The organism is Kitasatospora sp. NEAU-69 (genome assembly GCF_057158765.1).
In genome coordinates, this window is record NZ_JBWXUE010000030.1 from 40,742 (window position 1) to 62,422 (window position 21,681).

Below are 21,681 nucleotides of genomic sequence, written 5' to 3' on the forward strand. Positions count from 1 at the left end.
CCGCGCCACCGGCCCGCACCACCGGCCCGAGCTACCGGTGGGCGGGCGGGCTCCACTCCTCCGCCGTCAGCGCGAACCGCTCGTGGTCGCGCCAGGCGCCGTCCAGGAAGAGCATCCGGGGAGTGAAGCCCTCGTGCCGGAAGCCGAGCCGCTTGGCCAGCGCGATCGAGCGCTCGTTCTCGGGCTGCACGTTGATCTCCAGCCGGTGCAGGCCGAGCCCGCCGGTCGTCTGGTCGGCGAAGCAGCGGTCCACCACCTGCCGCATGCCCTCGGTCATCCGGCCGGTGCCGTTGTACGGCAGGTAGCTGTCGTAGCCGAGCGCGGCGTTGCAGAAGCGGCCCATCACGATGTTGGCGATGTTGCACTTGCCGACCAGGCCACCGGTGGCCTGGTCGATGATCAGATAGGTACGCAGCCCCGGCCCCTGACGCTGCAACAGATCCGGCAGCCCGTTCGGCTCCACCGGGTTCCACCGCCCGATGTGCTCGGCGGAGCGGCGCACCGCGGCGGCGTAGAGCTCGGCGTCGGAGGGCCTGGGGGCACGGATCGTCACTCGCGTCATCGCAACATCATCGGGCATCCACCCAAAGTCGAACGGCCCGCCACCCCTGGCGGGGTGACGGGCCGTCGGCAGTTGCGGGCCGCTGTGAGCGCAGCGCTCACAGCAGGTCCGCTACAGCAGGTCCTTGAACTCCTTGGGCAGCTCGAAGTCGGCCGGGCCCTTGCCCGCGCCGAGCCCGAAGGCGCCGCCGTCGGCCGATCCCGGCTCGCCCGCGCCCGGACCGAGCGCCCGGCGGGCCGCCGCGGCCTGCTCCTCCTGGGCGCGCTTCAGCGGGTTGCCGCTCTTGCGCTTGCCCTTGGCGGCCGGGGCCTTCTTGGCCGACTTCTTGCCGCCGCCACCCATGCCGGGGATCCCCGGCATGCCCGGGATGCCCTTGCCGGAGGCCATCGCGGTCATCATCTTGCGGGCCTCGAAGAAGCGCTCGACCAGGTTGTTGACCTCGCCGACGCCGGTGCCCGAGCCCTTGGCGATCCGCAGCCGGCGCGAGCCGTTGATGATCTTGGGGTCGGTCCGCTCGGCCGGGGTCATCGACTTGATGATCGCGCCGACCCGGTTGACGTCCTTGTCGTCGATGTTGTTGATCTGCTCGCGGATCTGGCCCATGCCGGGCAGCATGCCGAGCAGCTTGGAGATCGAGCCCATCTTCTGGACCTGCTCCAGCTGCGACAGGAAGTCGTCGAGCGTGAAGTCCTTGCCGCCGCCCTGCAGCTTGGCGGCCATCTTCTCGGCCTCGGCCTGCGAGAAGGTCTGCTCGGCCTTCTCGATCAGCGAGAGGACGTCACCCATGCCGAGGATGCGCGAGGCCATCCGGTCCGGGTGGAACGCGTCGAAGTCGTCGACCTTCTCGCCGTTGGAGGCGAACATGATCTGCCGGCCGGTGACGTGCGCGACCGACAGGGCCGCACCACCGCGGGCGTCGCCGTCGAGCTTGGAGAGCACCACGCCGGTGAAGTCGACGCCCTCGAGGAAGGCCTGCGCGGTGGTCACCGCGTCCTGACCGATCATCGCGTCGACGACGAACAGGACCTCGTCGGGGTTGACGGCGGCCCGGATGTCGGCGGCCTGCTGCATCAGCTCGGAGTCGATGCCGAGCCGGCCGGCGGTGTCGACGATGACGACGTCGTACTGCTTCTGCTTCGCGTACTCGATCGCGTCGCGGGCCACCTTGACCGGGTCGCCGACGCCGTTGCCCGGCTCGGGGCCGAAGAAGGCCACACCGGCCCGGTCGGCGACCACGTTCAGCTGGGTGACGGCGTTCGGGCGCTGGAGGTCACAGGCGACCAGCAGCGGGGTGTGCTTCTGCTGCTTGAGCCAGTGGCCGAGCTTGCCGGCGAGCGTGGTCTTACCGGCACCCTGGAGACCGGCCAGCATGATCACGGTCGGGCCGGTCTTGGCGAACCGCAGCCTGCGGGTCTCGCCACCGAGGATGTTGATGAGCTCCTCGTTGACGATCTTGACGATCTGCTGGGCCGGGTTCAGCGCGCCGGAGACCTCGGAACCGAGCGCACGGTCCTTGATCTGCTTGACGAAGGCACGCACCACCGGCAGCGCGACATCCGCCTCCAGCAGGGCGATCCGGATCTCCCGGGTGGTGGCGTCGATGTCCGCCTCACTGAGGCGGCCCTTGCCCCGGAGGTTCTTGAACGTCGCTGCGAGGCGGTCGGAAAGAGTGTCGAACACGTCGGTCGCGGGTCCCTTGCGGCATCGGTATGAGTACAGGCGTCGCCAACCAGGGTATCCGCCCGCTCCGCGGACGGCCCCCACCCGGTCAGTCGAGAGCCTTCTGCACCGCTGCGGCCAGCTCCCGGGCGGCCTCCGGCGCCAGTGGCCGGCCGGTCTCGTCGGTCAGGTAGAAGGCGTCGACGGCCTCCGCGCCGAGCGTGCTGACATGGGCGGTGCGGACCCGGGCGCCGGCCGCGTCGAGGGCCCGGCCGATCCGGTGCAGCAGACCCGGCGCGTCGTGCGCGCGGACCTCCAGCACGGTCGCCGAGGCGGAGGCGCCGCCGGGTGCCACGGTGACCACCGGCGGCGGCGGGACGGGCCCGCGCCGGCGCGGGGCCGCGGCGTCCCGTTCGGCGAGCTTGCGGCCGGTGTCCAGCGTGCCGTCCAGCGCGCGGCGCAGGTCCGCCCGCAGCCGGGCCGGCTCGGGCGGCTCGCCGAACTCGGCCGCCACCCGCCAGGAGAGCAGCAGCACCGGGCCCGCGCCGATCGGATCGAGCTCGCGCAGCGTGAGCGAGCGGACGGTGAGGCGGTTGAGCGCGAGCACCCCGGCGACGGTGCCGAGCAAGCCGGGACGGTCCGGGATCGCGAGCGCCAGCCGCACGCCCATCGGCTCGCCGGCCGCCGCGGGGTCGGGCCCGGCCCGGCCCGGATCGGCGACACCAGCGGCACCGGCGGCACCGGCGGCGGCCCGCCCCGGGCCGGCCTCGGCATGCAGGGCCAGCGCGAGCTCGCCGGTCCTGGCCGCCTCGACGGCCAGGCGCTCCTCGTCCGCGGACGCGGCGGCCGCCGCCCAGGCGGCCGGCGGCGGAACCGGCGAACCGGCCAGCGCCACCGCGACCCGGTCGACCAGCCCCGCCACCAGCGAGGCCCGCCAGGCGCTCCAGGCCGCCGGTCCGGTGGCCAGCGCGTCGGCCTCGGTGAGCGCGTGCAGCAGCTCCAGGTGCTGGGCGGTGCCGACCGTCCTGGCGATCAGCTCGACGGTGGCCGGGTCGTCCGGGTCGCGCCGGGTCGCGGTCTCGATCAGCGTCAGGTGGTGGCGCACCAGCAGCGCCAGGCTCTCGGTGTCGTCCTGGTCGAAGCCCATCCGGGCGGCGACGTCGCGGACGATCACCTCGCCGGCCTCCGAGTGGTCGCCCGGCCAGCCCTTGCCGAGGTCGTGCAGCAGCGCGGCGACCAGCAACAGGTCGGGGCGGGCCACCCGGCGGGTCATCGCGGCGGCCCGCACGGCGGTCTCCACCAGGTGCCGGTCCACCGTCCAGACGTGCACGGCGTTGCGCTGCGGGCGGCAGCGCACCCGGTCCCAGTCCGGCAGCAGCCTGCTCACCAGGCCCTGCGCCTCCAGCGCCTCCCAGACCGGCACGCAGGACGCCCCCGCGCCCAGCAGTGTGACGAGCTGCTCGCGCGCCTCGTCCGGCCACGGCACCGGCAGCGGCTTCGTCTCGACGGCCAGCCGGCGCACCGTGGCGTCCGAGACGGCCAGCCCGGCCTGCGCGGCGGCGGCGGCCGCGCGCAGCGGCAGCACCGGATCGACGGCCGGACGCACGCCCTGGGCGAGCACCGCCTCGCCGTCCTGCTCGACCACGCCGTCGGCCAGCGGCCGGCGCGCGACGGCGCCGCGCCCGGGGCCGCCGAACGGGCGGGCGAACGGGTGGGCGAACGGGTGGGCGAACGGGTGGGCGAACGGGCGCAGGCCGCGCGACTGGCGGCCCGCGAGCACGCGGCTGACGGAGCGCCAGGTCACGTCGCTCGCATAGGCGATGGTCCGCGCGGCCTGGTAGATCCGGCGCAGCATGGTGTCCGCGTCGAGCACGCCGAGCGCGGCCGCCACCTGGTCCTGGTCGTGCAGCGAGAGCCGCTCGGTGGCCCGGCCGGTGGTCAGGTGCAGCGCGTCGCGGACGTCGGCGAGGTGCTGCTGGGCGGCGGCCAGGCCGTCCCGCGGGGCGTCGGCGAGCCAGGAGGCGGCGATCGCGTCCAGCGCGACCACGTCCCGCAGGCCGCCGCGCGCCTCCTTGAGGTCCGGCTCCAGCAGGAAGGCCAACTCGCCATGCCGCTCGGCCCGTTCACGGCCCAGTTCGCGCAGTTCGGGCAGGCGTTTGGCCGCGCCGGCCCGCCAGTCGGCCAGTATCCGCGAGCGCAGCGCGGCGGTCAGCTCGGCGTCACCGGCGACGTGCCGGGCGTCCAGCAGGCCCAGTTGGGCCTTGAGGTCGGCGGCGGCGACCGCGCGGGCCTCGGCCGGCTTGCGGACCGAGTGGTCGAGCGAGACGCCGCTGTCCCAGACCGGGTACCAGATCCGGTCGGCGAGTTCGCCGATCGCGGCGCCGTCGTGCAGCAGCAGCAGGTCCAGGTCACTGCGCGGGGAGAGCTCACCGCGGCCGTAGCCGCCGACGGCGACCAGCGCGACGCCGCGACCGGCGCCGGCCGCGGTCAGCAGCGAGCCGAGCCAGCGGTCGGTCAGTTCGGAGAGTGCGGTGCGCCGGGCCCGGCCGGTCAGCGCTGGGTCGGCCAGCAGTCTGGCCCGGGCGGTGGGGTAGTCCTCGGGCCGGTCGCGGGGTTCGGGGGCGTCAGGGGCTTCGGGATGGCTCACTGCGGGCTCTCCGTCCGTACTGCGGGCGGCCGGTGGGGCGGGGGGTGGGGCAGGGGGGTGGGGCAGGGGGGTGGCGAGGGGACCGCGGGGTGCCGCGGATCAGCGATCGGCGATCGGCGATCGGCGATCGGCGATCGGCGGCGAAACGCCGTCAGCGGGCCCGCGACCAGGGCGTCGCGGGCCCGCCGGGCGGGGTTGGGGTGGGGCTGGGTTTGCGTGGGGCTCGGTGCTCAGAGTGCGTCGGGGCCGCGTTCGCCCGTGCGGACCCGGACCACGGTCTCCACCGGGACGCTCCAGACCTTGCCGTCGCCGATCCGGCCGGTCCGGGCGGTCTTCACCAGCACCTCGATCACTTCCTCGGCGTCGCTGTCCTCGACCAGGACCTCTATCCGTGCCTTCGGCACCAGGTCCACGGTGTACTCGGCGCCCCGGTAGACCTCGGTGTGGCCGCGCTGGCGCCCGTAACCACTGGCCTCGCTGACAGTCAGTCCGTGCACGCCGAAGGCCTGCAGGGCGTCCTTGATCTCTTCCACCCGGTGCGGCTTGACGATGGCGGTGATCAGCTTCATCAGGCGTCGACCTCTGTCTTCGTGTGCTGCGCGGCCTGGTCGGTCCGCTTGGTCTTCTCGGCGGCCGGAGCGGTTGCCGAGGAGCTCGCCGTGGCCCCGGCGAGCGCCCGGGCCAGACCGCCGCCGACCGCGCTGTAGTCGTACGCGGACTCGGCATGCTCGGCCTGGTCGATGCCGGCCACCTCGACGTCCTCGGTGACCCGGAAGCCGATGGTCTTCTGGATCGCCTGGCCGAGCAGCCAGGAGATCACGAAGGAGTAGACCGCGACCACCACGACACCCAGCGCCTGCTTGCCGAGCTGACCCCAGCCGCCGCCGTAGAAGAGGCCGTGCGCCGTCTGGCCGACGTGGCCGGTCGCGAAGAAGCCGATCAGCAGCGAGCCGACCGCACCGCCGACCGCGTGCACACCGACCACGTCGAGCGAGTCGTCGAAGCCGAGCTTGTACTTCATGCTGATCGCGGCGGCGCAGATGCCACCGGCGATCAGGCCGATCGCGACCGCGCCGAGCATCGAGACCGAGCCGCAGGCCGGGGTGATCGCGACCAGGCCGGCGACCGCGCCGGAGGCCGCGCCGAGCGAGGTGAACGCGCCGTGCTTGATCTTCTCGAAGGCCAGCCAGCCGAGCATCGCGGCCGCGGTGGCCACCTGGGTGTTCATGAAGGCCATGCCCGCCACGCCGTTGGCGGCCAGTGCGGAGCCGGCGTTGAAGCCGAACCAGCCGAACCAGAGCAGGCCGGAGCCGAGCATCACCAGCGGCAGGCTGTGCGGGCGCATCGGGTCCTTCTTGAAGCCGACCCGCTTGCCGAGCACCAGGCAGAGCGCCAGGCCCGCGACACCGGCGTTGATGTGCACCGCGGTGCCGCCGGCGAAGTCGATCACGCCCATCCGGTCGCCGAGCCAGCCGCCGTGGCCGTTGTCGAAGAAGAACACCCAGTGCGCGACCGGGAAGTACACGATGGTCACCCAGAGCGCGATGAAGAGCGACCAGGCGCCGAACTTGGCCCGGTCCGCGATCGCCCCGCTGATCAGCGCGGGAGTGATCACCGCGAACATCAGCTGGAACGCCGCGAAGGCGGTGACCGGGATCGAGCCGGTCAGGTCGTTCATGCCGATGCCGCGCATCCCGAGGTGGTCGAGATTGCCGATCAGGCCGTGGAAGGCGTCGGTGCCGAAGCTGAGGGTGTAGCCGTAGAGCACCCAGAGCACGCTGACGATCGCGAGCGAGATGAAGCTCATGACCAGCATGTTGAGCGTGCTCTTGACCCTGACCATCCCCCCGTAGAAGAAGGCCAGGCCCGGGGTCATCAACATGACCAGGGCCGCACTGATGAGCACGAAGGCGGTATCGCCCGCGCTGAAGCCGTCCGGCATCGGCGTCTCCTCGATGGTGAAAGCCGCTCCACCCTCGGGATCCTGTCCCGTGCCACCCGGGGTGTCGGCGATGAGAGGAGAGTGCCGAAGACGGGTTTCGGCCAGTGCGGCTCGGTGTTTCACCGCCGTGACACAGCCGACGTCCTGGTTACGGCTACGTGAACTTCGGCCGTGTCATGACAGGTGGTGAGGTACCGTACCGCCCCGCAACCGGAACTCAGACCGTCTCGTACTCCGGCAGCTGCTCCACCACGAGCTGGGCCAGCTGGTCCACCGCCCCGACGCTGCGGTACTCGCGGAAGGCCGCCTCCGAGGTCTTGCGGACCCGGCGGTTCAGCCGCTCGGAGCGCACCTTGCCCGCGATGTCCACCGCCTCGGTCGCGATCAGCGCGGCCTGCTCCGGCTCGCCCTGCAGCAGGTGCACGCTCGCCATCCCGACCAGGTTGAAGGCGTAGGAGCGGGTGTGGTGCTCCATGTCGTCGCGGAACAGGTCCACCGCGGTGGCCATGTGCGGCGCGGCCATCGAGGCGTACCGCGGGCTGCGCAGCGTGTTGTAGGCCAGGTCGCGGAAGGAGTGCGCGTTCTCCGCGTACAGCTCGGCCTTGGAGAAGAACCGCAGCCAGTCCGGGTCGCTCTCGATCGGACCGCAGTCGGTGAAGGTGTCCTCGGCCAGCCGGACGGCGCGGGCGCAGCGGTTGACCTCGCCGATGTTGGAGTAGGCGCGCGCCTCCATCGCGTAGAGCAGCGCCTGCTGGCGCGGCGTCGCGGTGTCGCGGCTGCCGTACTGCGCGAGGTGGATCAGCTCCAGCGCGTCGTCACCGCGGTTGAGGTGGATCATCTGGCGGCTCATGTCGGTGAGAATCTGCGCACCGAACGGGCGGTCGCCGGCCTCCTTGGCCGCGTGCAGCGCGAGCACGTAGTACTTCTGCGCGCTCGGGTGCATGCCGACGTCGTAGGACATCCAGCCGGCCAGGTGGGCGAGTTCGGCGGTCAGCCGGAAGAGCCGCTGGGTGACCGGCGGCGGGTACGTCTCCTGGAGCAGGTCGGTGACCTCGTGCAGTTGGCCGACCACGGCCTTGCGGCGCAGGCCGCCGCCGTTCTGCGCGTCCCACTGGCGGAACATCACGGTGGTCTGCTCCAGCAGCTGGAGCTCCGGCTCGGACAGCCGGCCGGTGTACGGCTCGCCGCGGTTGACGGCGGTCAGCACGGGGGTCGGCACCCCGTTCGGGCCGGGGGCCAGCCAGCGCTGCATCGGCTCGATCAGCGCGGCGCCGGCCGTCAGCGCGAGCGAAGTGCCGAGGAAGCCACGGCGGTTGAGCATCAGGTCGCTGCGCGAGTACTCGCTGATCAACTGGACGGTCTGCTGACCGCTCCACGGCAGGTCGACCCCGCCGCCGGCCACCGTGGAGACCGGGATCGCGGCCCGCAGGCCTAGGTCCTCGACCGCGACCACCGAGCCGAACCGCTCGGTGAACAGGTCGGCCATGATCTTCGGGATCGGCTCGCGCGGCTGCTCGCCGTCCAGCCAGCGGCGCACCCGGGAGGTGTCGGTGCTGACATGGTGGGCACCCAGCGTGCGGGCCTTGCGGTTGACCTGTCTGGCGAACTCACCCTTCGACCAGCCGCTGCGCTCGAACCACGCAGTGAGTTTCTCGTTGGGCTGTTTCTCCGCCATCAGGGTCCACCCCATCCCGCCCGACCCCGTCGCACCGAGGTCCTGCCAAGTCCGGCAAGTCCGGTCCACGCACCCGCTGCTGTGACCCGTGTGCCGAACGTAACGTGCCTTGCGCCGTCCGGGCGATGGTTCGCCGGGAATCGCCACCATTCGCCACCCCCACGAGTGAATCGCCCGGCCGCCGCCCGCGCTTCACTGGAAGGCCGGACCGCGTTCAGGACAAGGCCCGCGGCCCGTCAACGCCCTGCCGTCCGCAAAAGTCGCCCGAAGCACCCGATGGCGCGCGCCACCCGCCGCGCGCCGCCACCACCAGACGCACGCCGGACGCGAGAATCTGACGGTGCGTCACAGTCCCGTAACCGCCGGCAATCGAATTCTGTTGGGGGAGGCATGGAGAACCTGTTCGGCGATCTGAGGTTCGGCGCGCGGCGCCGCAGCCGCGCCACCGCGTGCCAGGCAGCGGCCGAGTACGCCGGGCGCTGGGGCTGGACGGTCGCCCTCGGCGGCCCGCCGGTCCCGTCGGCCCGCGGGCGCTCGGCCGGCGCCGGCGGCCCGTGTGCCTGCGGCCGCCGGCACTGCGCGGCGCCCGGGCTGCATCCGCTCGCCGGCGCCGCGGCCCGCGAACTGCCGCCCGGCACCACCCCGCACGAGGTCCGTGCCCGGTGGCTCGCCGAGGCGAGCGTGCTGCTGCCCACCGGCCGCAGCTTCGACGTGCTCGACGTCCCGGAGCCGGCCGGGCTGCGCGCGCTGGTCCGGCTGGAGCGGATGGGCACCCAGGTCGGCCCGGTGCTCGGCTCGCCGGCCGGCCGGCTGCTCTTCTTCGTCGCGCTCGGCACCGCCGAGAAGCTGCCCGACCTGCTCTACCGGATGGGCTGGGACGACGCCGCACTCGACCTGGACTGCCACGGCGAGGGTGCCTACCTGGCCGCGCCGCCCACCGCGCTGCCGGGCCTGGGCCCGATGCGCTGGCTGCGCCGCCCCTGCCGGGAGAGCGCGGCCCGCCCGCCGCAGGCCCGGCTGCTGCTCGGCACGCTGGCCTACGCGTGCCACCGCGGCCGGGAGCGGGCGGTGGCGGCCGAGCCGGCCTGGCTGGCGTCCTGAGCGCTGCGGCGGCCGAGCCGGCATGAGAAAGGGGCGCCCTCCCCCGAAGGAGAGGACGCCCCGGCGGGCCGAACAGCGGTTCAGTCGCCGATCAGCGCGTCCACGAACGCGGCCGGCTCGAACGGCGCCAGGTCGTCGGCGCCCTCGCCCAGGCCGATCAGCTTGACCGGCACGCCCAGCTGACGCTGCACCTGGATGACGATGCCGCCCTTCGCCGTGCCGTCCAGCTTGGTCAGCACGATGCCGGTGATGTCCACCACCTCGGCGAAGACCCGCGCCTGCACCAGGCCGTTCTGGCCGGTCGTGGCGTCCAGCACCAGCAGCACCTCGTCCACCGGGCCGTGCTTCTCGACGACCCGCTTGACCTTGCCGAGCTCGTCCATCAGACCGGTCTTGGTGTGCAGCCGGCCCGCGGTGTCCACCAGCACGGTGTCCGCGCCCTCGGCGATGCCCTCCTTGACCGCGTCGAACGCGACCGAGGCCGGGTCGCCGCCCTCGGGGCCGCGCACGGTGCGGGCACCGACCCGCTCGCCCCAGGTCTGCAGCTGATCGGCGGCGGCGGCGCGGAAGGTGTCGGCGGCGCCGAGCACGACCTTGCGGCCGTCGGCCACCAGCACCCGGCCGAGCTTGCCGGAGGTGGTGGTCTTGCCGACGCCGTTGACGCCGACCACCAGGACCACCGCCGGGCGGCCGTCCTCGTGCTTGGCGGTCTTCAGCGAGCGGTCCGCCTCGGTGCCGATCAGCGCGACCAGCTCCTCGTGCAGCAGCGTGCGCAGCTCGGCCGGGGTGCGGGTGCCGAGCACCTTGACCCGGGTGCGCAGCCGGTCGACCAGCTCCTGGGTGGGTGCCACGCCGACGTCCGCGGTGAGCAGCGTCTCCTCGATCTCCTCCCAGGTGTCCTCGTCGAGGCGGTCCCGGGAGAGCAGCGTCAGCAGACCCTGGCCGAGCGCGTTCTGCGAGCGGGAGAGCCGCGAGCGCAGCCGGACCAGCCGGCCGGCGGTCGGCTCGGGCACCTCGACGGCGGGCGCCTCGGCGGCGGCCGTCGCGGGCTCCTCGGCCTCCTCAGCCGCGACGGCCGGGAGCTCGACCTCCTCGACGGTCTGGACCGGTGCCTCGCGCGGTGGCGCGGCCTCGTCGCCGACCTGCGGCTCGGCCGGGGCCGGCTTCGGCTCGGCGGCCTTCGGCTTCGCGGGCAGCGGCGCGGTGGGGGGCTTGGGCGGCAGTTCCTTACGTCGTCTGCCGCTGACGACGAGGCCGGCGACCGCTCCGATGGCGACCACGGCGATGACTACGGCAAGGATCACGTATTCCATATCGCGTCCCAGTATCCGTGACGCGGAGCCCGAGTGGCGGCAACCGTGCTCAGACCGTTGCCTCGCGTGGCTGCGGCGGGCGGGCCGGGGTGCGGGGCTCGCGGTGCTCTTCGCGCAGGCGCTGGCTGATCACCTGGGAGATCCCGTCGCCCTTCATCGTCACGCCGTACAGCGCGTCGGCGGACTCCATGGTCAGCTTCTGGTGGGTGATCACGATCAGCTGGGAGCTGTCCCGGAGCTCCTCCATGATCGCGATCAGCCGGCGCAGGTTCGTCTCGTCGAGCGCCGCCTCCACCTCGTCCATCACGTAGAACGGGCTCGGGCGGGCCTTGAAGATCGAGACCAGCAGCGCGACGGCGGTCAGCGAGCGCTCGCCGCCGGAGAGCAGCGAGAGCCGCTTGACCTTCTTGCCGGGCGGGCGGGCCTCCACATCGACGCCGGTGGTCAGCATCGAGTCCGGGTCGGTCAGCACCAGCCGGCCCTCGCCGCCGGGGAAGAGCCGGGCGAAGACGCCCTCGAACTGCGCCGCCGTGTCGTGGTAGGCGGCGGTGAAGAGCTGCTCGACCCGCTGGTCCACGTCCCGGACGATCTCCAGCAGGTCGCGGCGGCTGCGCTTGAGGTCCTCCAGCTGCTCGCCGAGGAACTGGTGGCGCTCCTCCAGCGCGGCGAACTCCTCCAGCGCCAGCGGGTTGACCTTGCCGAGCTGCTGGTGGGCCCGCTCGGCGGCGCGCAGCCGCTTCTCCACCTCGGCGCGGACGTACGGACGCGGCTCGCCGGGCTCGCCGCCGTCCTCGGGAGCCGGCGGCGGCACCGGCTGGTCGGGGCCGTAGCCGGCCAGCAGCTCCTCGCCCTCGATGCCGAACTCCTCCAGCGCCCTGGCCTCCAGCTGCTCGATCCGCAGCCGCTTCTCGGCCCGCAGCACCTCGTCGCGGTGGCCGGCGTCGACCAGCTTGTCCAGCTCGTCCTTGAGCTCGCGGCCGCGCTCGCGCCCGGCGCGCAGCTCGCGCTCCCGGCCCGCCCTGGCCTGCTCCACCTCGGCCCGCTCGGCGTCGGCGCGGGTCAGCGAGGTCTCCAGGCAGAGCAGCAGGTGGCGCGCGCCCTCGGCGACCGCGCCGGCCACCGCGGCCTCGTGCGCGGCGCGCCGACGGCGCTCGGCGGCGCGGGCCCGGGCCTCGCGCTCGGTCCGGGCGGCGCGCTCCAGCGAGTCGGCCCGGCCGGTCAGCGAGCGGACCCGCTCCTCGTGCGTCCGCACCGCCAGCCGGGCCTCCAGCTCCTCCTGCCGGGCCCGGACGCCCGCCTCGGCCACCTGGTCCCGCTCGGCCGGGTCGGGTTCGTCCTCGCCCGAACCGGCGAGCTGCTCGGCGGCGGCCAGCCGCTCGGCCAGCTCCCCGTCGGCCGCTCGGGCTGCGGCCAGGCCCTCCTCGGCGCGGGCGGCGGCGGCTGCCGCGCGCTCGGCCTCGCCGGCGGCGGCCCGCGCCTGGCCGCCGAGCCGGCCGAGGGCGCCGGCCTGCTCGGCGCGCTGCTTCTCGCTGCGGCGGCGGGTGGCGGCCAGCTCCTCCAGCCGGGCGGCGAGCTCGGCGCGCTGCTCCTTGGCGGTGGCGAGCCGCTCGGTGAGCTCGGCGCAGCGCAGCGCCAGTTGCCCGATCGCGTCGGCCGCGGTGTCGACGGCGGCCTGGGTCTCCAGCTGGCTGGGCGGGCCGGCCGAGCCGCCCTGGGCGAAGCCGGCCGCGAGCAGGTCACCGTCGGCGGTGACGGCGGTCAGCCCGGGGTGGGCGGCGAGCAGTCGCTGAGCGGCGTCGAGGTCGGCGACCACGGCGGTGCGGTGCAGCAGCGCGGCCACGGCGGGCCGCAACTCGGCCGGGGCTTCGAGCAGTTCGGCGGCCCAGCGGGCACCGTCGGGCAGGCCGGCGGCGGCGGACGGGCCGGAGTCGCCGGAGGCGGGCGAGCCGGGGACGGCGGCGGACGGGGGGCCGGTGATCAGCAGTGCGGCTCGGCCGGCCTCCTCGGTGCGCAGCAGGCGCAGCGCGGCGGCGGCGCCGGCCAGGCCGTCCACCGCGACCGCGTCGGCCGCCGCGCCGAGCGCCGCCGCGAGCGCCGCCTCGTGGCCGGGGGCCGGCTTGAGCAGTTCGGCGGCCGGGCCGAGCAGACCGGTCAGCCGGTCGGCGGCGGCCAGCAGCGCGCCGGTGCCGTCCTTACGGCGCAGGCCGAGCGAGAGCGCCTCGTGACGCGCCGTCAGCGCCGCGCGCTCGCGCTCGGCGGCGCCGGCGGCCTCGCGCACGGCGCTCAACTCACGCTCCGCGCCGGCCAGTGCCTCGCGCGCCTGCTCGTGTTCGGACTCCAGCAACTCGTCACCGGACTCCAGCCCGGCCAGCTGCTCATGGAGCTGCTCGTACTCCTCCCGGGCGGCGCCGGCGCGCAGTTCGGCCTCCTCGCGGGCGGCGGCGAGCCGGCCGATCTCGGCCTCGGCGCCGGCCGCCCGGGTGGCCGCGGCGGCAGCCTGCCCCTGCAACCGGGCCAGGCCCTCACGCCGGTCGGCGATCGCCCGGGCCGCCGCGGTGAGCCGCTTCTCCTCCACGGCCAGCGCGCGCTCCAGTTCGGCCCGGGTCTCCACCGCCTCGGCCAGCGCGTACTGCGTCTGCTCCAGCGCCTCGGCGAGGGCGGCCTCCTCCTCGCGCACCCGCTCGGCCTCGCGTTCCAGCTCCTCGGGCTCACGGCCGCGCCGCTCCTCGCCCGGCTCCGCGCTGGTGGCGTGCCGGAGCCGGGCCTCGGCCAGCCCGATCGTGCCGCGGGTGCGCTCGGCGAGCGCGGTGAGCCGGTACCAGGCCTGCCGGGCGCTCTCCAGTCGCGGGCCGAGCTGCTCGACCTGCGCCTCCAGCACCGCCTCGCGCTGCAGCGCCCGACCCAGCTCCTGCTCGACGGTGGCCCGGCGCAGCCGCAGTGCCAGCTCGTCGGCGACCTCGGCCTGCACGGCCTGACGCAGCGCCAGCAGGTCGTCGGCGAGCAGCCGCAGCCGCGCGTCACGCAGCTCGGCCTGGATGCCGGCGGCCCGGCGGGCGATCTTGGCCTGCCGGCCGAGCGGACCGAGCTGGCGGCGCAGTTCGGCGACCAGATCCTGCACCCGGTTGAGGTTCGCGGCCATCGCGTCGAGTTTCCGCAGCGCCTTCTCCTTGCGCTTGCGGTGTTTGAGCACGCCGGCGGCCTCCTCGATGAAGGCCCGGCGGCCCATCGGGTCGGCGTGCAGCACGGAGTCCAGCTGGCCCTGACCGACGATCACGTGCATCTCACGGCCGATGCCGGAGTCGGAGAGCAACTCCTGGATGTCCAGCAGCCGGCAGGTGTCGCCGTTCAGCGCGTACTCGCTGCCGCCGTTGCGGAACATGGTGCGGGTGATGGTCACTTCGGCGTAGTCGATCGGCAGGGCGCCGTCGCTGTTGTCGATCGTGAGGCTGACCTCGGCCCGGCCGAGCGGGGCCCGCCCGCCGGCCCCGGCGAAGATGACGTCCTCCATCTTGCCGCCGCGCAGCGACTTGGCGCCCTGCTCCCCCATCACCCAGGAGAGCGCGTCCACCACATTGGACTTGCCGGAGCCGTTCGGGCCGACCACACAGGTGATGCCCGGCTCGAAGCGCAGCGTGGTGGCGGAGGCGAAGGACTTGAAACCGCGCAGGGTCAGGCTCTTCAGGTGCACGCGCCGTTCTCCCTCTTCCCTGCCGCCACTCCCCCGTCACTCGACTGTATCCGGACGTTCCGCCCGAGCCGCGCAAGCGACGGCGGCTCCGACTTGCGGGTGGGCCGGTTTCGAGCGGCCCGGTGCCGGGCAGCCTCTGGGCAAAGGGGGAACAGGGCGCGTAGAAGGTGACGTACGGCGCGACAGGAACGGGGCAGGGCCGGGTAGGACGGCACGGGGGATCACGGGGATCACGACGGCGGGAGACGACGAAGGGACGCCGGTGAGGGCGTCCCCGGAGATCGCGTCCCGAAAGGATGCGTCCCGATGGTGGCGGGGAGACATCCGTGCGCGGCAAGGCCGGTCAGAGGACCGGCGACATCGATCGGATTCAGGTGAGTGCGGGCTCCCGCTGTCCCAAGCTTTCGAGCAGTGAGTGCTCGTCGGCGACAGCGACGAGCGCGTCGTTCTCAGCCTGCATCCGAACGAGTTCGGCCTCCAGGTCCTGGACGCGCTGCTGAAGCCGCCGCATCTCGGACTGCATTCGCGGGTCGGGACCGCCGACGTACCCGAGAAGCGCCTTTGCCATGATGTATGGTCCTCCACGCTGAGTGACCGAACCGGTACGGTACAGGTCGAGGGGAAGGGATGACGCACGCGCTGCGCGAAGACCGGCAGTGCTGGCTGGGCACTACAGGTCAGACACTGTGGATGTGCGGCCACAGGGCATGACCCTGCCCGGAAATCGCCGTCGTGTGCGCGGGCTTCCAGCGTCTCACCAAAGACCCTATGGGTCAACACGATCACCGCGTGCGACGACGCCGCTGTCACCTGCATGGCGGGGGGGCTTCACGCCATGGGCAGCGGCGGTGCCCACCGATTGACGGTGGATCACTGCTCGATGCGGAGTCAACCACGAGTGCGCCGGATTGGCAACCGTCGGGCACCAGGCGTTGACCCCGGCCCCACCCGATCAGCGGATGGCGAAGCTGTCGTACCCGGTGCCGGTGGCGCTCCAGATCTCGGTCACGCCGGTCACCCGGCCCGGGGTGCCCGGACCGCGGAGCAGTTCCAGCAGGCACTCGCAGTCGGCGGGCCGGCCCTCGGCGACCACCTGGACCCGGCCGTCGCCGAGGTTGCTGCAGTAGCCGGTCAGGCCGATCTCCAACGCGCGGGCCCTGGTCCACCAGCGGAAGCCCACCTGCTGGACGGTGCCGCGCACCCAGGCGGTGACCCGGGTGTCCTCGTCGTGCAGGGGTTTGTGCATGGCTCCGAGACTATCGGGGGTCGATCGGTGCGGCCCGATCGGTGCGGCTCCCTCAGTCTGGATCGACCGGGCCCTCGACCGCCCAGCCGGGCGTGTGGATCTCCATGGTCACCGCGGTGCCGGCGACCTCGGCGCCGCAACTGCGGCAGGTCCAGGCACCGTCCACCGGGTGGTCGGGGTGGCCGGCGCTCTCGTGGCGCAGGCTGACCGGCGGCTCGTCCAGCGCCCACTTGTCCCCCCAGGCGAGCAGCGCCTGGATGACCCCGGCGAGATCGCGGCCGGCCTCGGTCAGGTGGTACTCGTAGCGCGGCGGGCGCTCCTGGTAGGGCCGCCGCTCGACCACGCCGGCCTCCTCCAGGGCGCGCAGCCGGGCGGTCAGCCGGTCGCGCGGGGCGCCGGTGTTGCGCACGATCCGGTCGAACCTGTGATTGCCGTAGAACAGCTCGCGGACGGCCAGCAGTGCCCACTTCTCACCGAGCAGCTGGAGTGCCGCGGCGATCGAGCACGGGCGGCCGGGGAGCCTGGCGGCGGCGTCGGAGGTCATCCGGCCAGGGTGCCACAGCCGCTCCGGATCCGGACCGTGCGTACGGCCACGAGCCGAACAACCCGGGCCGAACGACGCGGGCCGGGCCCCGCTCCGCGTGGAGCAGGACCCGGCCCGGGCCGGTGGTGGACCACCGGGGTGGTCCACCGGTCGCCGGCCTACCAGTCGCCGCCGCCGAAGTCCCCGCCGCCACCGTCGCCGCCGAAGTCACCACCGCCGAAGCCGCTGAAGTCGCCGCCGGAGAAGTCCCCGCCCTCGTAGCGCTCGCCGCCGTCGAAGCCGCCGCCCTCGTAGCCGTAACCGGGACCGGCGGCCCAGGCGTCGCCGCCGGAGAAGGCCGAGCCGAGCATCGTGCCGACCAGCAGGCCCGGCAGCAGGCCGGAGCCGTAGCCGCCGAAGTAGCCGCCCGCCCACGGGCCGTAGGCCGGGCCGGCGTTCCAGTACGGCTGCGGGCCCTGCTCGGTCTGCACCGTGCGGATCGCCGGGTCCAGGCCCACCGCGACGCGCTGCGCGTCGGCCGCGCAGACCGGCACCGAGCGGGCGGCGCCGCCGGCCGGCGCCCACTCGGCGTCCTGCACCGAAGGGCCGTGCCGCGGGTCGAAGAAGCACGGCGGCCGGCGGTCCGGCAGCGGCCGGCCCTCGCGCCGGGCGGCGAGCGTGGCCAGCGCGAAGCGGCCGTCCTCCAGCGCCTCGGTGACCGCCTTCACGTCCTGGGGCCGCTTGGCGGCGTCCATGGTCCGCTTCGCGGTCTCGTACGCGTCCAGCGCGTGCGTGTAGTCGGCGCGCTGCGCGTCGTCGGCGCCGGGCGCGCCCGGGCTGAAGTCGAGCCGGTCCAGCTCCTCACCGAACGCGGTGATGTCCTCGTCCACCACGGTGCGCAGCTGGCGCAGCTCGGCCGCCTGCTGCTCGGCCTTGCGCTTGCGGGCCTTGCGGACCAGCAGCAGGGAGCCGGCGCCGAGCAGCACCAGCAGCGCGACCGGGACGAGCAGCCAGGCCGCGTTGAAGTCGGAGGAGCCAGCCGCGTGGCCCTTCACCTTGGGCGCGGCGTTCGTCACGAAGTCGGTCAGCGTGCCGTTGATGTCACCGGGGTGCGAGTCGAACGCGGCCCGCCCGTAGTTGGTCACCGCGCTCGAGCTCATCGCGGCGGGGTCGGCCCGGACGGCGAACCGGGGGCCCTGCCAGAGCGCGTAGACGCCGACGATGCCGACCTTGGTGCGCAGGTCGCGGATGGCCGAGTCCAGCGGGACCGGGCTCGACGCGGGCAGCACCGCGACGTAGATCGGCTTGTCGGTGTCCTTGATCTTCGCCGTCAGCGCGTCGGCCTGGGCCTGGCTGAACTGGCCGGTCATGGCCGGGTCGACGTAGACCTTGCCCTGCTTCAGGGTGCTGGCCGCAGCGTCGAGCCCACCGGCTGCCGAGGCGGTACCGGGGACGAGCAGGAGCAGAAGACCGAGCAGCGCCCCGAGGAGCGCCACCGGCCCGGCCGCCCGCGAGCGGCGAAGAACGGTTCTCATACCCCAGACGCTACCGGGCCGGTCACCGCGACCGTCGGGCCGTCCCAGTCGACCGATGCTTGGCCCGCGACCTGTTCGATCCCCAACTCGTTGAAGGGTGAGGCGGATTGGCCGCCAATGCCATGACTTGACCAAGGGTGGATCAAAACTAATTCTCTTACGCAAGCGTTACGTTTCCCGGCAGCGACCGCTACCTCGGGCGCCGCCGGCGCGTGATGACCTATGAGGACACACCGAACGCTTGCTAGATTGCGCAACTATCGAAAACGTTGGCGAACGCCGACGCGACTGCCGGTGCTGCCGGCCGACCTGACGAGGTAGGGACATGACAGGGCAACGGGCGGCCGCGCCGGCGGAATCGGCGCAGGCCCGGCCACGGGGGCGGACGCGGCCCCGCGCGGAGGTTCCGGGACCACGCCGCGGCCCCGACGGGCAGGCGGCCGGGCCCACCGGCGCCCATGAACCCGGCACTGGCCGTGGACCGGCCGAGGGTGGCCGGGCCGCGGCCCGGTCGCGGACCAGGCGGTCCGAGCAGCGGCCGGGCGGGGCGCGCGGCCTGGTCGCCATGCTCGCCGTCGGCCTGCCGGTGCTCGGCGCGCTCGCCGACGAGCTGCTCGGCTCGGCACCGGGCGGGATCTTCGCCGTGCTGACCGTCCTCGGCACGGCCGGCGCCGCGCTGCTGGCCAGCCGGGCCGGCTGGTGGTGGGTGCTGCCCGCGCCGCCGGTCGTGGTGCTGGCCGCGACGGCGGGCGCCGAGCTGCTCGCCCACAAGGACGCGTACCCGAACAGCAAGGCGCTGGCCACCGGCGCCGCGAAGTGGGCCACCCACGGGTTCCCGGTGATGGCCGCGGCGATCGGTGCCGGGCTGGCCGCGGTGCTGGTCCGGGTGCTGCGCGAGCGGGCGGCGTCCGCCAAGACGAAGAGCAGGGCGAAGGCACCGGCGCCGGCGCAGCCGCAGCCGCAGGGGCAGGGGCAGGGGCAGTCTCAGGGGCAGGAGCGCCGTCGTGGCTGACCGTGACACACCCGGCCGGGCCTCCTCCCGCGCCGCCCGCCGCCCCGCCGCCCGGCGCGGCAGCTCGCCGCTGATCGTGGCCGGCCGCACGGTCGCCTGCGCGACCTCGCTCGCGGTGCTCGGAACCTGCGGCTTCACCTGGTTCGCGGTGAACTCGCTGTCCAGCGGGATGATCCAGTCGAACGCGCTGGACAGCATCAAGAAGGGCGCCCCGCCGCACCTGGACAACTCGGTCAACCTGCTGCTGATCGGCCTGGACAGCCGCAAGGACATGGACGGCAACGACCTGCCCGGCGAGTTCGTCCAGGACGAGCTGCACGCCGGCTCCAGCAGCGAGGTCGGCGGCTACAACACCAACACCCTGATGCTGATGCACATCCCGGCCAACGGCGGCCAGGTCACCGCGCTCTCGATCCCGCGCGACGACTACGTGCAGACGGTCGGCGCCGACGGCAAGATGCACAAGATCAAGGAGGCCTACGGCATCGCCAAGTCGATGTTCGAGGCCAAGGCGCCCAAGGGCCTCGCCAAGCCCGACCTGGAGCGGCAGGGCCGCGAGGCCGGCCGCAAGGCCACGCTGGCCACCGTGCAGAGCTTCCTCGGGATCCCGATCGACCACTTCGCCGAGGTCAACCTGATCGGCTTCTACGACATCGCCAAGGCCGTCGAGCCGATCGACGTCTGCCTCAACCACGCGACGAAGGACCCGGCGATGGCCGGCCAGGGTTCCGGCGCCGACTTCCACGCCGGGATCAACACGCTGAACGCCGCGCAGGCGCTCTCCTTCGTGCGCCAGCGGCACAATCTGGCCAACGGCGACCTGGACCGCACGCACCGTCAGCAGGCCTTCATCGCCTCGGTCGTCGCCAAGCTGAAGAAGCAGGGCGTGACCAACGACATCGGGCAGATGCAGAACCTGTTCGGCGTGGTGAAGAAGGACGTGGTGATAGACGACCAGTGGAACGTGCTGGACTTCGCGCAGCAGGCCCCGAACCTGTCGGGCGGCCACGTCGAGGCCAACACGCTCCCGATCACCGGCTTCGCGACCGTCAACGGCGAGGCGGTCAACAAGGTCGACCCGCTGCAGATCAAGCGGATCGTCCAGCAGCTGACCGGCCACGACCCCGCGCCCGGCACCGGCGCCGGCGTCGCGGACGGGTCGAGCGCGAGCGCCGCGCCGGCCGCGGGGAGCCCCAGCGCCGCTCCCGACGCCGCACCGCCGCCGCCCGCCGCCGCCGCGCCCGCTCCGGGCAAGGCCACCGGCACCGTGGACGTGGTCAACGCGGGTGCCCCGGCCGGCTCGGCCGGGGCCGAGGCCAAGGCGCTCGCCGGGCTCGGCTTCACCGAGGGGCGGATCTCGCAGAGCACGCGGCAGAGCCGGACCACGGTGACCTACGGCAGCGGCGAGAAGGACGCCGCCGACCAGGTCGCGGCCCGCTACGGCGTGACCGCCGTGGCCGGCGGCGCGGTGCGGGCCGGGCACATCGAGATCATGCTGGGCACCGGCTTCACCGCGCCGGCCGCCGCCCCCGCCGCGGCCCCGCCCCCGGGCAGCCCCGCTGCCGCCCCCGGCGACGGCGCGGCCGCCGCGCCCGCCGACCCGGCGGCCGGCCTGCCGATGCAGGGCCCGCCGGTCAAGATGGGCGGGATCCCGTGCGTCGACTGAGCCCGTCCACGCGGTAGCACGGGTGATCGGGACGGGGTTCGTCGGGCCCCGTCCCACAGGGCATAGTGGGACCGACCCTGCCTAGAGCCTGTCCGGCCCCGCATGTCCTGTTTCGATCGGAGAATCTGGTGATCATCGGTCTGGTGACCGCTGTCGCGGCATCCACCTGCTACGGCACCGGCTCGGTGCTGCAGGCCATGGGAGCGCGCCGCTCGGCCCGCGAGGAGGCCGCGAACAGCGCGGGCGGGCCGACCCAGGTCACCGAACACGGCGGTCCGAGCCTGAGCTCGACCGCCAAGGCCGTGGTCACCTGGGAGTTCGTGTTGGGCACCGTGCTCGACTTCGTGGGCTTCCTGCTCGGGGCGCTCTCGGCACGGCTGCTGCCGCTCTTCCTCTCCCAGACGGTGATCAGCGCGAACCTGGTGATCACCGCGCTGCTGAGCGTCAAACTGCTCGGCCTGCGGCTCAAGCGGGCGGAGTGGGTCTCGATCTCGGTGGTCTGCGGGGCACTGGTCCTGCTCGCGGTCGCGTCCGGGCCCGAGGGCACCGAGAGCACGCCGATCAGCACGCACTGGTGGCTGCTGCTGATCTCGCTCGCGGTGATCGCGGGCGGCTCGCTGCTGGTGCGCCGGATCGGCGCCGGCGGCGCGATCGTGGCCGGCCTGCTCTCCGGGCTGGGCTTCGGCGCACTCGGCATCGGGGTGCGGATCCTGAACGGCGTGCACCCGTTCGACGTCGGCACGCTGCTCAGCGACCCGGCGCTGTACGCCGTCCTGGTCGGCGGGCTCGGCGGGATGTACCTGCACACCGTCGCGCTGCAGCTGGGCTCGGTCAACGGCGCCACGGCCGCGCTCGTGGTCGGCGAGACGGTGGTGCCGGGGATCGTGGGCGTGCTCTGGCTCGGCGACTCCGCGCGGCCCGGCTTCGGCTGGCTCGCCGTGCTGGGCTTCGTGCTGGCCGTCGCGGGCGGGGTCGCGGTCTCGTACTTCGGCAGCGGCGAGGACCTGCACGCGCCCGAAGCGGGCCAGCCGGAGCTGACCGCCCACTAGCCAGGGTCTCTCCGAGAGCCTGTCCGAAGGCCTGTCCAGGAGTGTGCTTGCCGGACAGGCGCT

16 protein-coding genes are annotated in these 21,681 nt (G+C 73.8%); 4 read left to right on the plus strand and 12 right to left on the minus strand.

Going from position 1 to position 21,681, the window contains the following annotated elements; translation table 11 throughout:
• Window positions 1-31 precede the first annotated feature (31 nt).
• The 6 genes from AC060L_RS28815 to nsdA all read right to left on the minus strand — a co-directional run bounded on the left by AC060L_RS28815 (window position 32) and on the right by nsdA (window position 8,485).
• Complete coding sequence (locus tag AC060L_RS28815) at window positions 32-562, minus strand: GNAT family N-acetyltransferase (RefSeq protein WP_483801876.1); 531 nt, start codon at window positions 560-562, stop codon at window positions 32-34.
• Between the two features lie 111 nt (window positions 563-673).
• A complete protein-coding gene (gene ffh, locus AC060L_RS28820) occupies window positions 674-2,242 on the minus strand; it encodes a signal recognition particle protein (RefSeq protein ID WP_483801877.1) in 1,569 nt (522 codons plus the stop codon).
• Window positions 2,243-2,330: 88 nt separating this feature from the next.
• Entirely contained in the window at window positions 2,331-4,868 is a 2,538-nt protein-coding gene (locus AC060L_RS28825) for a [protein-PII] uridylyltransferase (RefSeq protein ID WP_483801878.1), read from the minus strand.
• A 230-nt stretch (window positions 4,869-5,098) separates the two neighbouring features.
• A complete protein-coding gene (locus AC060L_RS28830) occupies window positions 5,099-5,437 on the minus strand; it encodes a P-II family nitrogen regulator (protein WP_483801879.1) in 339 nt (112 codons plus the stop codon).
• Complete coding sequence (locus AC060L_RS28835) at window positions 5,437-6,810, minus strand: ammonium transporter (RefSeq protein WP_483801880.1); 1,374 nt, start codon at window positions 6,808-6,810, stop codon at window positions 5,437-5,439. The genes AC060L_RS28830 and AC060L_RS28835 overlap by 1 nt, the downstream gene beginning before the upstream one ends.
• Window positions 6,811-7,027: 217 nt before the next feature.
• Window positions 7,028-8,485: a transcriptional repressor NsdA gene (gene nsdA / locus AC060L_RS28840; RefSeq protein ID WP_483801881.1), complete on the minus strand. Its 1,458-nt coding sequence runs from the start codon at window positions 8,483-8,485 to the stop codon at window positions 7,028-7,030.
• A 390-nt stretch (window positions 8,486-8,875) separates the two neighbouring features.
• Between nsdA and AC060L_RS28845 the strand changes: the two genes are divergently transcribed.
• Window positions 8,876-9,586, plus strand: coding sequence for a bifunctional DNA primase/polymerase (locus tag AC060L_RS28845; protein ID WP_483801882.1), 711 nt, complete (start codon window positions 8,876-8,878; stop codon window positions 9,584-9,586).
• 80 nt (window positions 9,587-9,666) lie between these two features.
• Here the strand turns inward: AC060L_RS28845 and ftsY are convergent, their stop codons facing one another.
• The 6 genes from ftsY to AC060L_RS28875 all read right to left on the minus strand — a co-directional run bounded on the left by ftsY (window position 9,667) and on the right by AC060L_RS28875 (window position 17,891).
• Window positions 9,667-10,899 carry a signal recognition particle-docking protein FtsY gene (ftsY, locus tag AC060L_RS28850; RefSeq protein WP_483801883.1) on the minus strand — a complete coding sequence of 411 codons (1,233 nt, stop codon included), beginning with the start codon at window positions 10,897-10,899 and terminating at the stop codon, window positions 9,667-9,669.
• 49 nt (window positions 10,900-10,948) lie between these two features.
• Window positions 10,949-14,587 carry a chromosome segregation protein SMC gene (gene smc, locus AC060L_RS28855; protein ID WP_483801884.1) on the minus strand — a complete coding sequence of 1,213 codons (3,639 nt, stop codon included), beginning with the start codon at window positions 14,585-14,587 and terminating at the stop codon, window positions 10,949-10,951.
• A 370-nt stretch (window positions 14,588-14,957) separates the two neighbouring features.
• Window positions 14,958-15,155 (minus strand): hypothetical protein, encoded by a 198-nt coding sequence (locus tag AC060L_RS28860; RefSeq protein WP_483801885.1) that lies wholly within the window; start codon window positions 15,153-15,155, stop codon window positions 14,958-14,960.
• A gap of 384 nt (window positions 15,156-15,539) precedes the next feature.
• Complete coding sequence (locus tag AC060L_RS28865) at window positions 15,540-15,833, minus strand: acylphosphatase (protein WP_483801886.1); 294 nt, start codon at window positions 15,831-15,833, stop codon at window positions 15,540-15,542.
• Between the two features lie 52 nt (window positions 15,834-15,885).
• Window positions 15,886-16,377 carry a winged helix-turn-helix transcriptional regulator gene (locus AC060L_RS28870; protein ID WP_483801887.1) on the minus strand — a complete coding sequence of 164 codons (492 nt, stop codon included), beginning with the start codon at window positions 16,375-16,377 and terminating at the stop codon, window positions 15,886-15,888.
• A gap of 158 nt (window positions 16,378-16,535) precedes the next feature.
• On the minus strand, window positions 16,536-17,891 hold the full coding sequence (locus tag AC060L_RS28875; RefSeq protein WP_483801888.1) for a hypothetical protein: 1,356 nt from the start codon (window positions 17,889-17,891) through the stop codon (window positions 16,536-16,538).
• Between the two features lie 565 nt (window positions 17,892-18,456).
• Here AC060L_RS28875 and AC060L_RS28880 point away from each other — a divergent pair.
• The 3 genes from AC060L_RS28880 to AC060L_RS28890 all read left to right on the plus strand — a co-directional run bounded on the left by AC060L_RS28880 (window position 18,457) and on the right by AC060L_RS28890 (window position 21,618).
• Window positions 18,457-18,903 (plus strand): DUF6542 domain-containing protein, encoded by a 447-nt coding sequence (locus tag AC060L_RS28880; protein WP_483801889.1) that lies wholly within the window; start codon window positions 18,457-18,459, stop codon window positions 18,901-18,903.
• Window positions 18,896-20,569 carry an LCP family protein gene (locus AC060L_RS28885; protein WP_483801890.1) on the plus strand — a complete coding sequence of 558 codons (1,674 nt, stop codon included), beginning with the start codon at window positions 18,896-18,898 and terminating at the stop codon, window positions 20,567-20,569. The genes AC060L_RS28880 and AC060L_RS28885 overlap by 8 nt, the downstream gene beginning before the upstream one ends.
• Window positions 20,570-20,697: 128 nt before the next feature.
• The gene (locus AC060L_RS28890; protein WP_483801891.1) at window positions 20,698-21,618 is read left to right on the plus strand and encodes a hypothetical protein; all 921 of its coding nucleotides are present in this window, start codon (window positions 20,698-20,700) and stop codon (window positions 21,616-21,618) included.
• The last annotated feature ends 63 nt before the right edge of the window (window positions 21,619-21,681 follow it).

Excerpts from the sequence above, each read along its gene's own strand:
- AC060L_RS28815 (WP_483801876.1), bottom strand. The coding sequence starts at position 562 with ATGACGCGAGTGACGATCCGTGCCCCCAGGCCCTCCGACGCCGAGCTC.
- AC060L_RS28830 (WP_483801879.1), bottom strand. The coding sequence starts at position 5,437 with ATGAAGCTGATCACCGCCATCGTCAAGCCGCACCGGGTGGAAGAGATC.
- AC060L_RS28835 (WP_483801880.1), bottom strand. The coding sequence starts at position 6,810 with ATGCCGGACGGCTTCAGCGCGGGCGATACCGCCTTCGTGCTCATCAGT.
- nsdA (WP_483801881.1), bottom strand. The coding sequence starts at position 8,485 with ATGGCGGAGAAACAGCCCAACGAGAAACTCACTGCGTGGTTCGAGCGC.
- AC060L_RS28845 (WP_483801882.1), top strand. The coding sequence starts at position 8,876 with ATGGAGAACCTGTTCGGCGATCTGAGGTTCGGCGCGCGGCGCCGCAGC.
- ftsY (WP_483801883.1), bottom strand. The coding sequence starts at position 10,899 with ATGGAATACGTGATCCTTGCCGTAGTCATCGCCGTGGTCGCCATCGGA.
- AC060L_RS28860 (WP_483801885.1), bottom strand. The coding sequence starts at position 15,155 with ATGGCAAAGGCGCTTCTCGGGTACGTCGGCGGTCCCGACCCGCGAATG.
- AC060L_RS28865 (WP_483801886.1), bottom strand. The coding sequence starts at position 15,833 with ATGCACAAACCCCTGCACGACGAGGACACCCGGGTCACCGCCTGGGTG.
- AC060L_RS28870 (WP_483801887.1), bottom strand. The coding sequence starts at position 16,377 with ATGACCTCCGACGCCGCCGCCAGGCTCCCCGGCCGCCCGTGCTCGATC.
- AC060L_RS28875 (WP_483801888.1), bottom strand. The coding sequence starts at position 17,891 with ATGAGAACCGTTCTTCGCCGCTCGCGGGCGGCCGGGCCGGTGGCGCTC.
- AC060L_RS28880 (WP_483801889.1), top strand. The coding sequence starts at position 18,457 with ATGCTCGCCGTCGGCCTGCCGGTGCTCGGCGCGCTCGCCGACGAGCTG.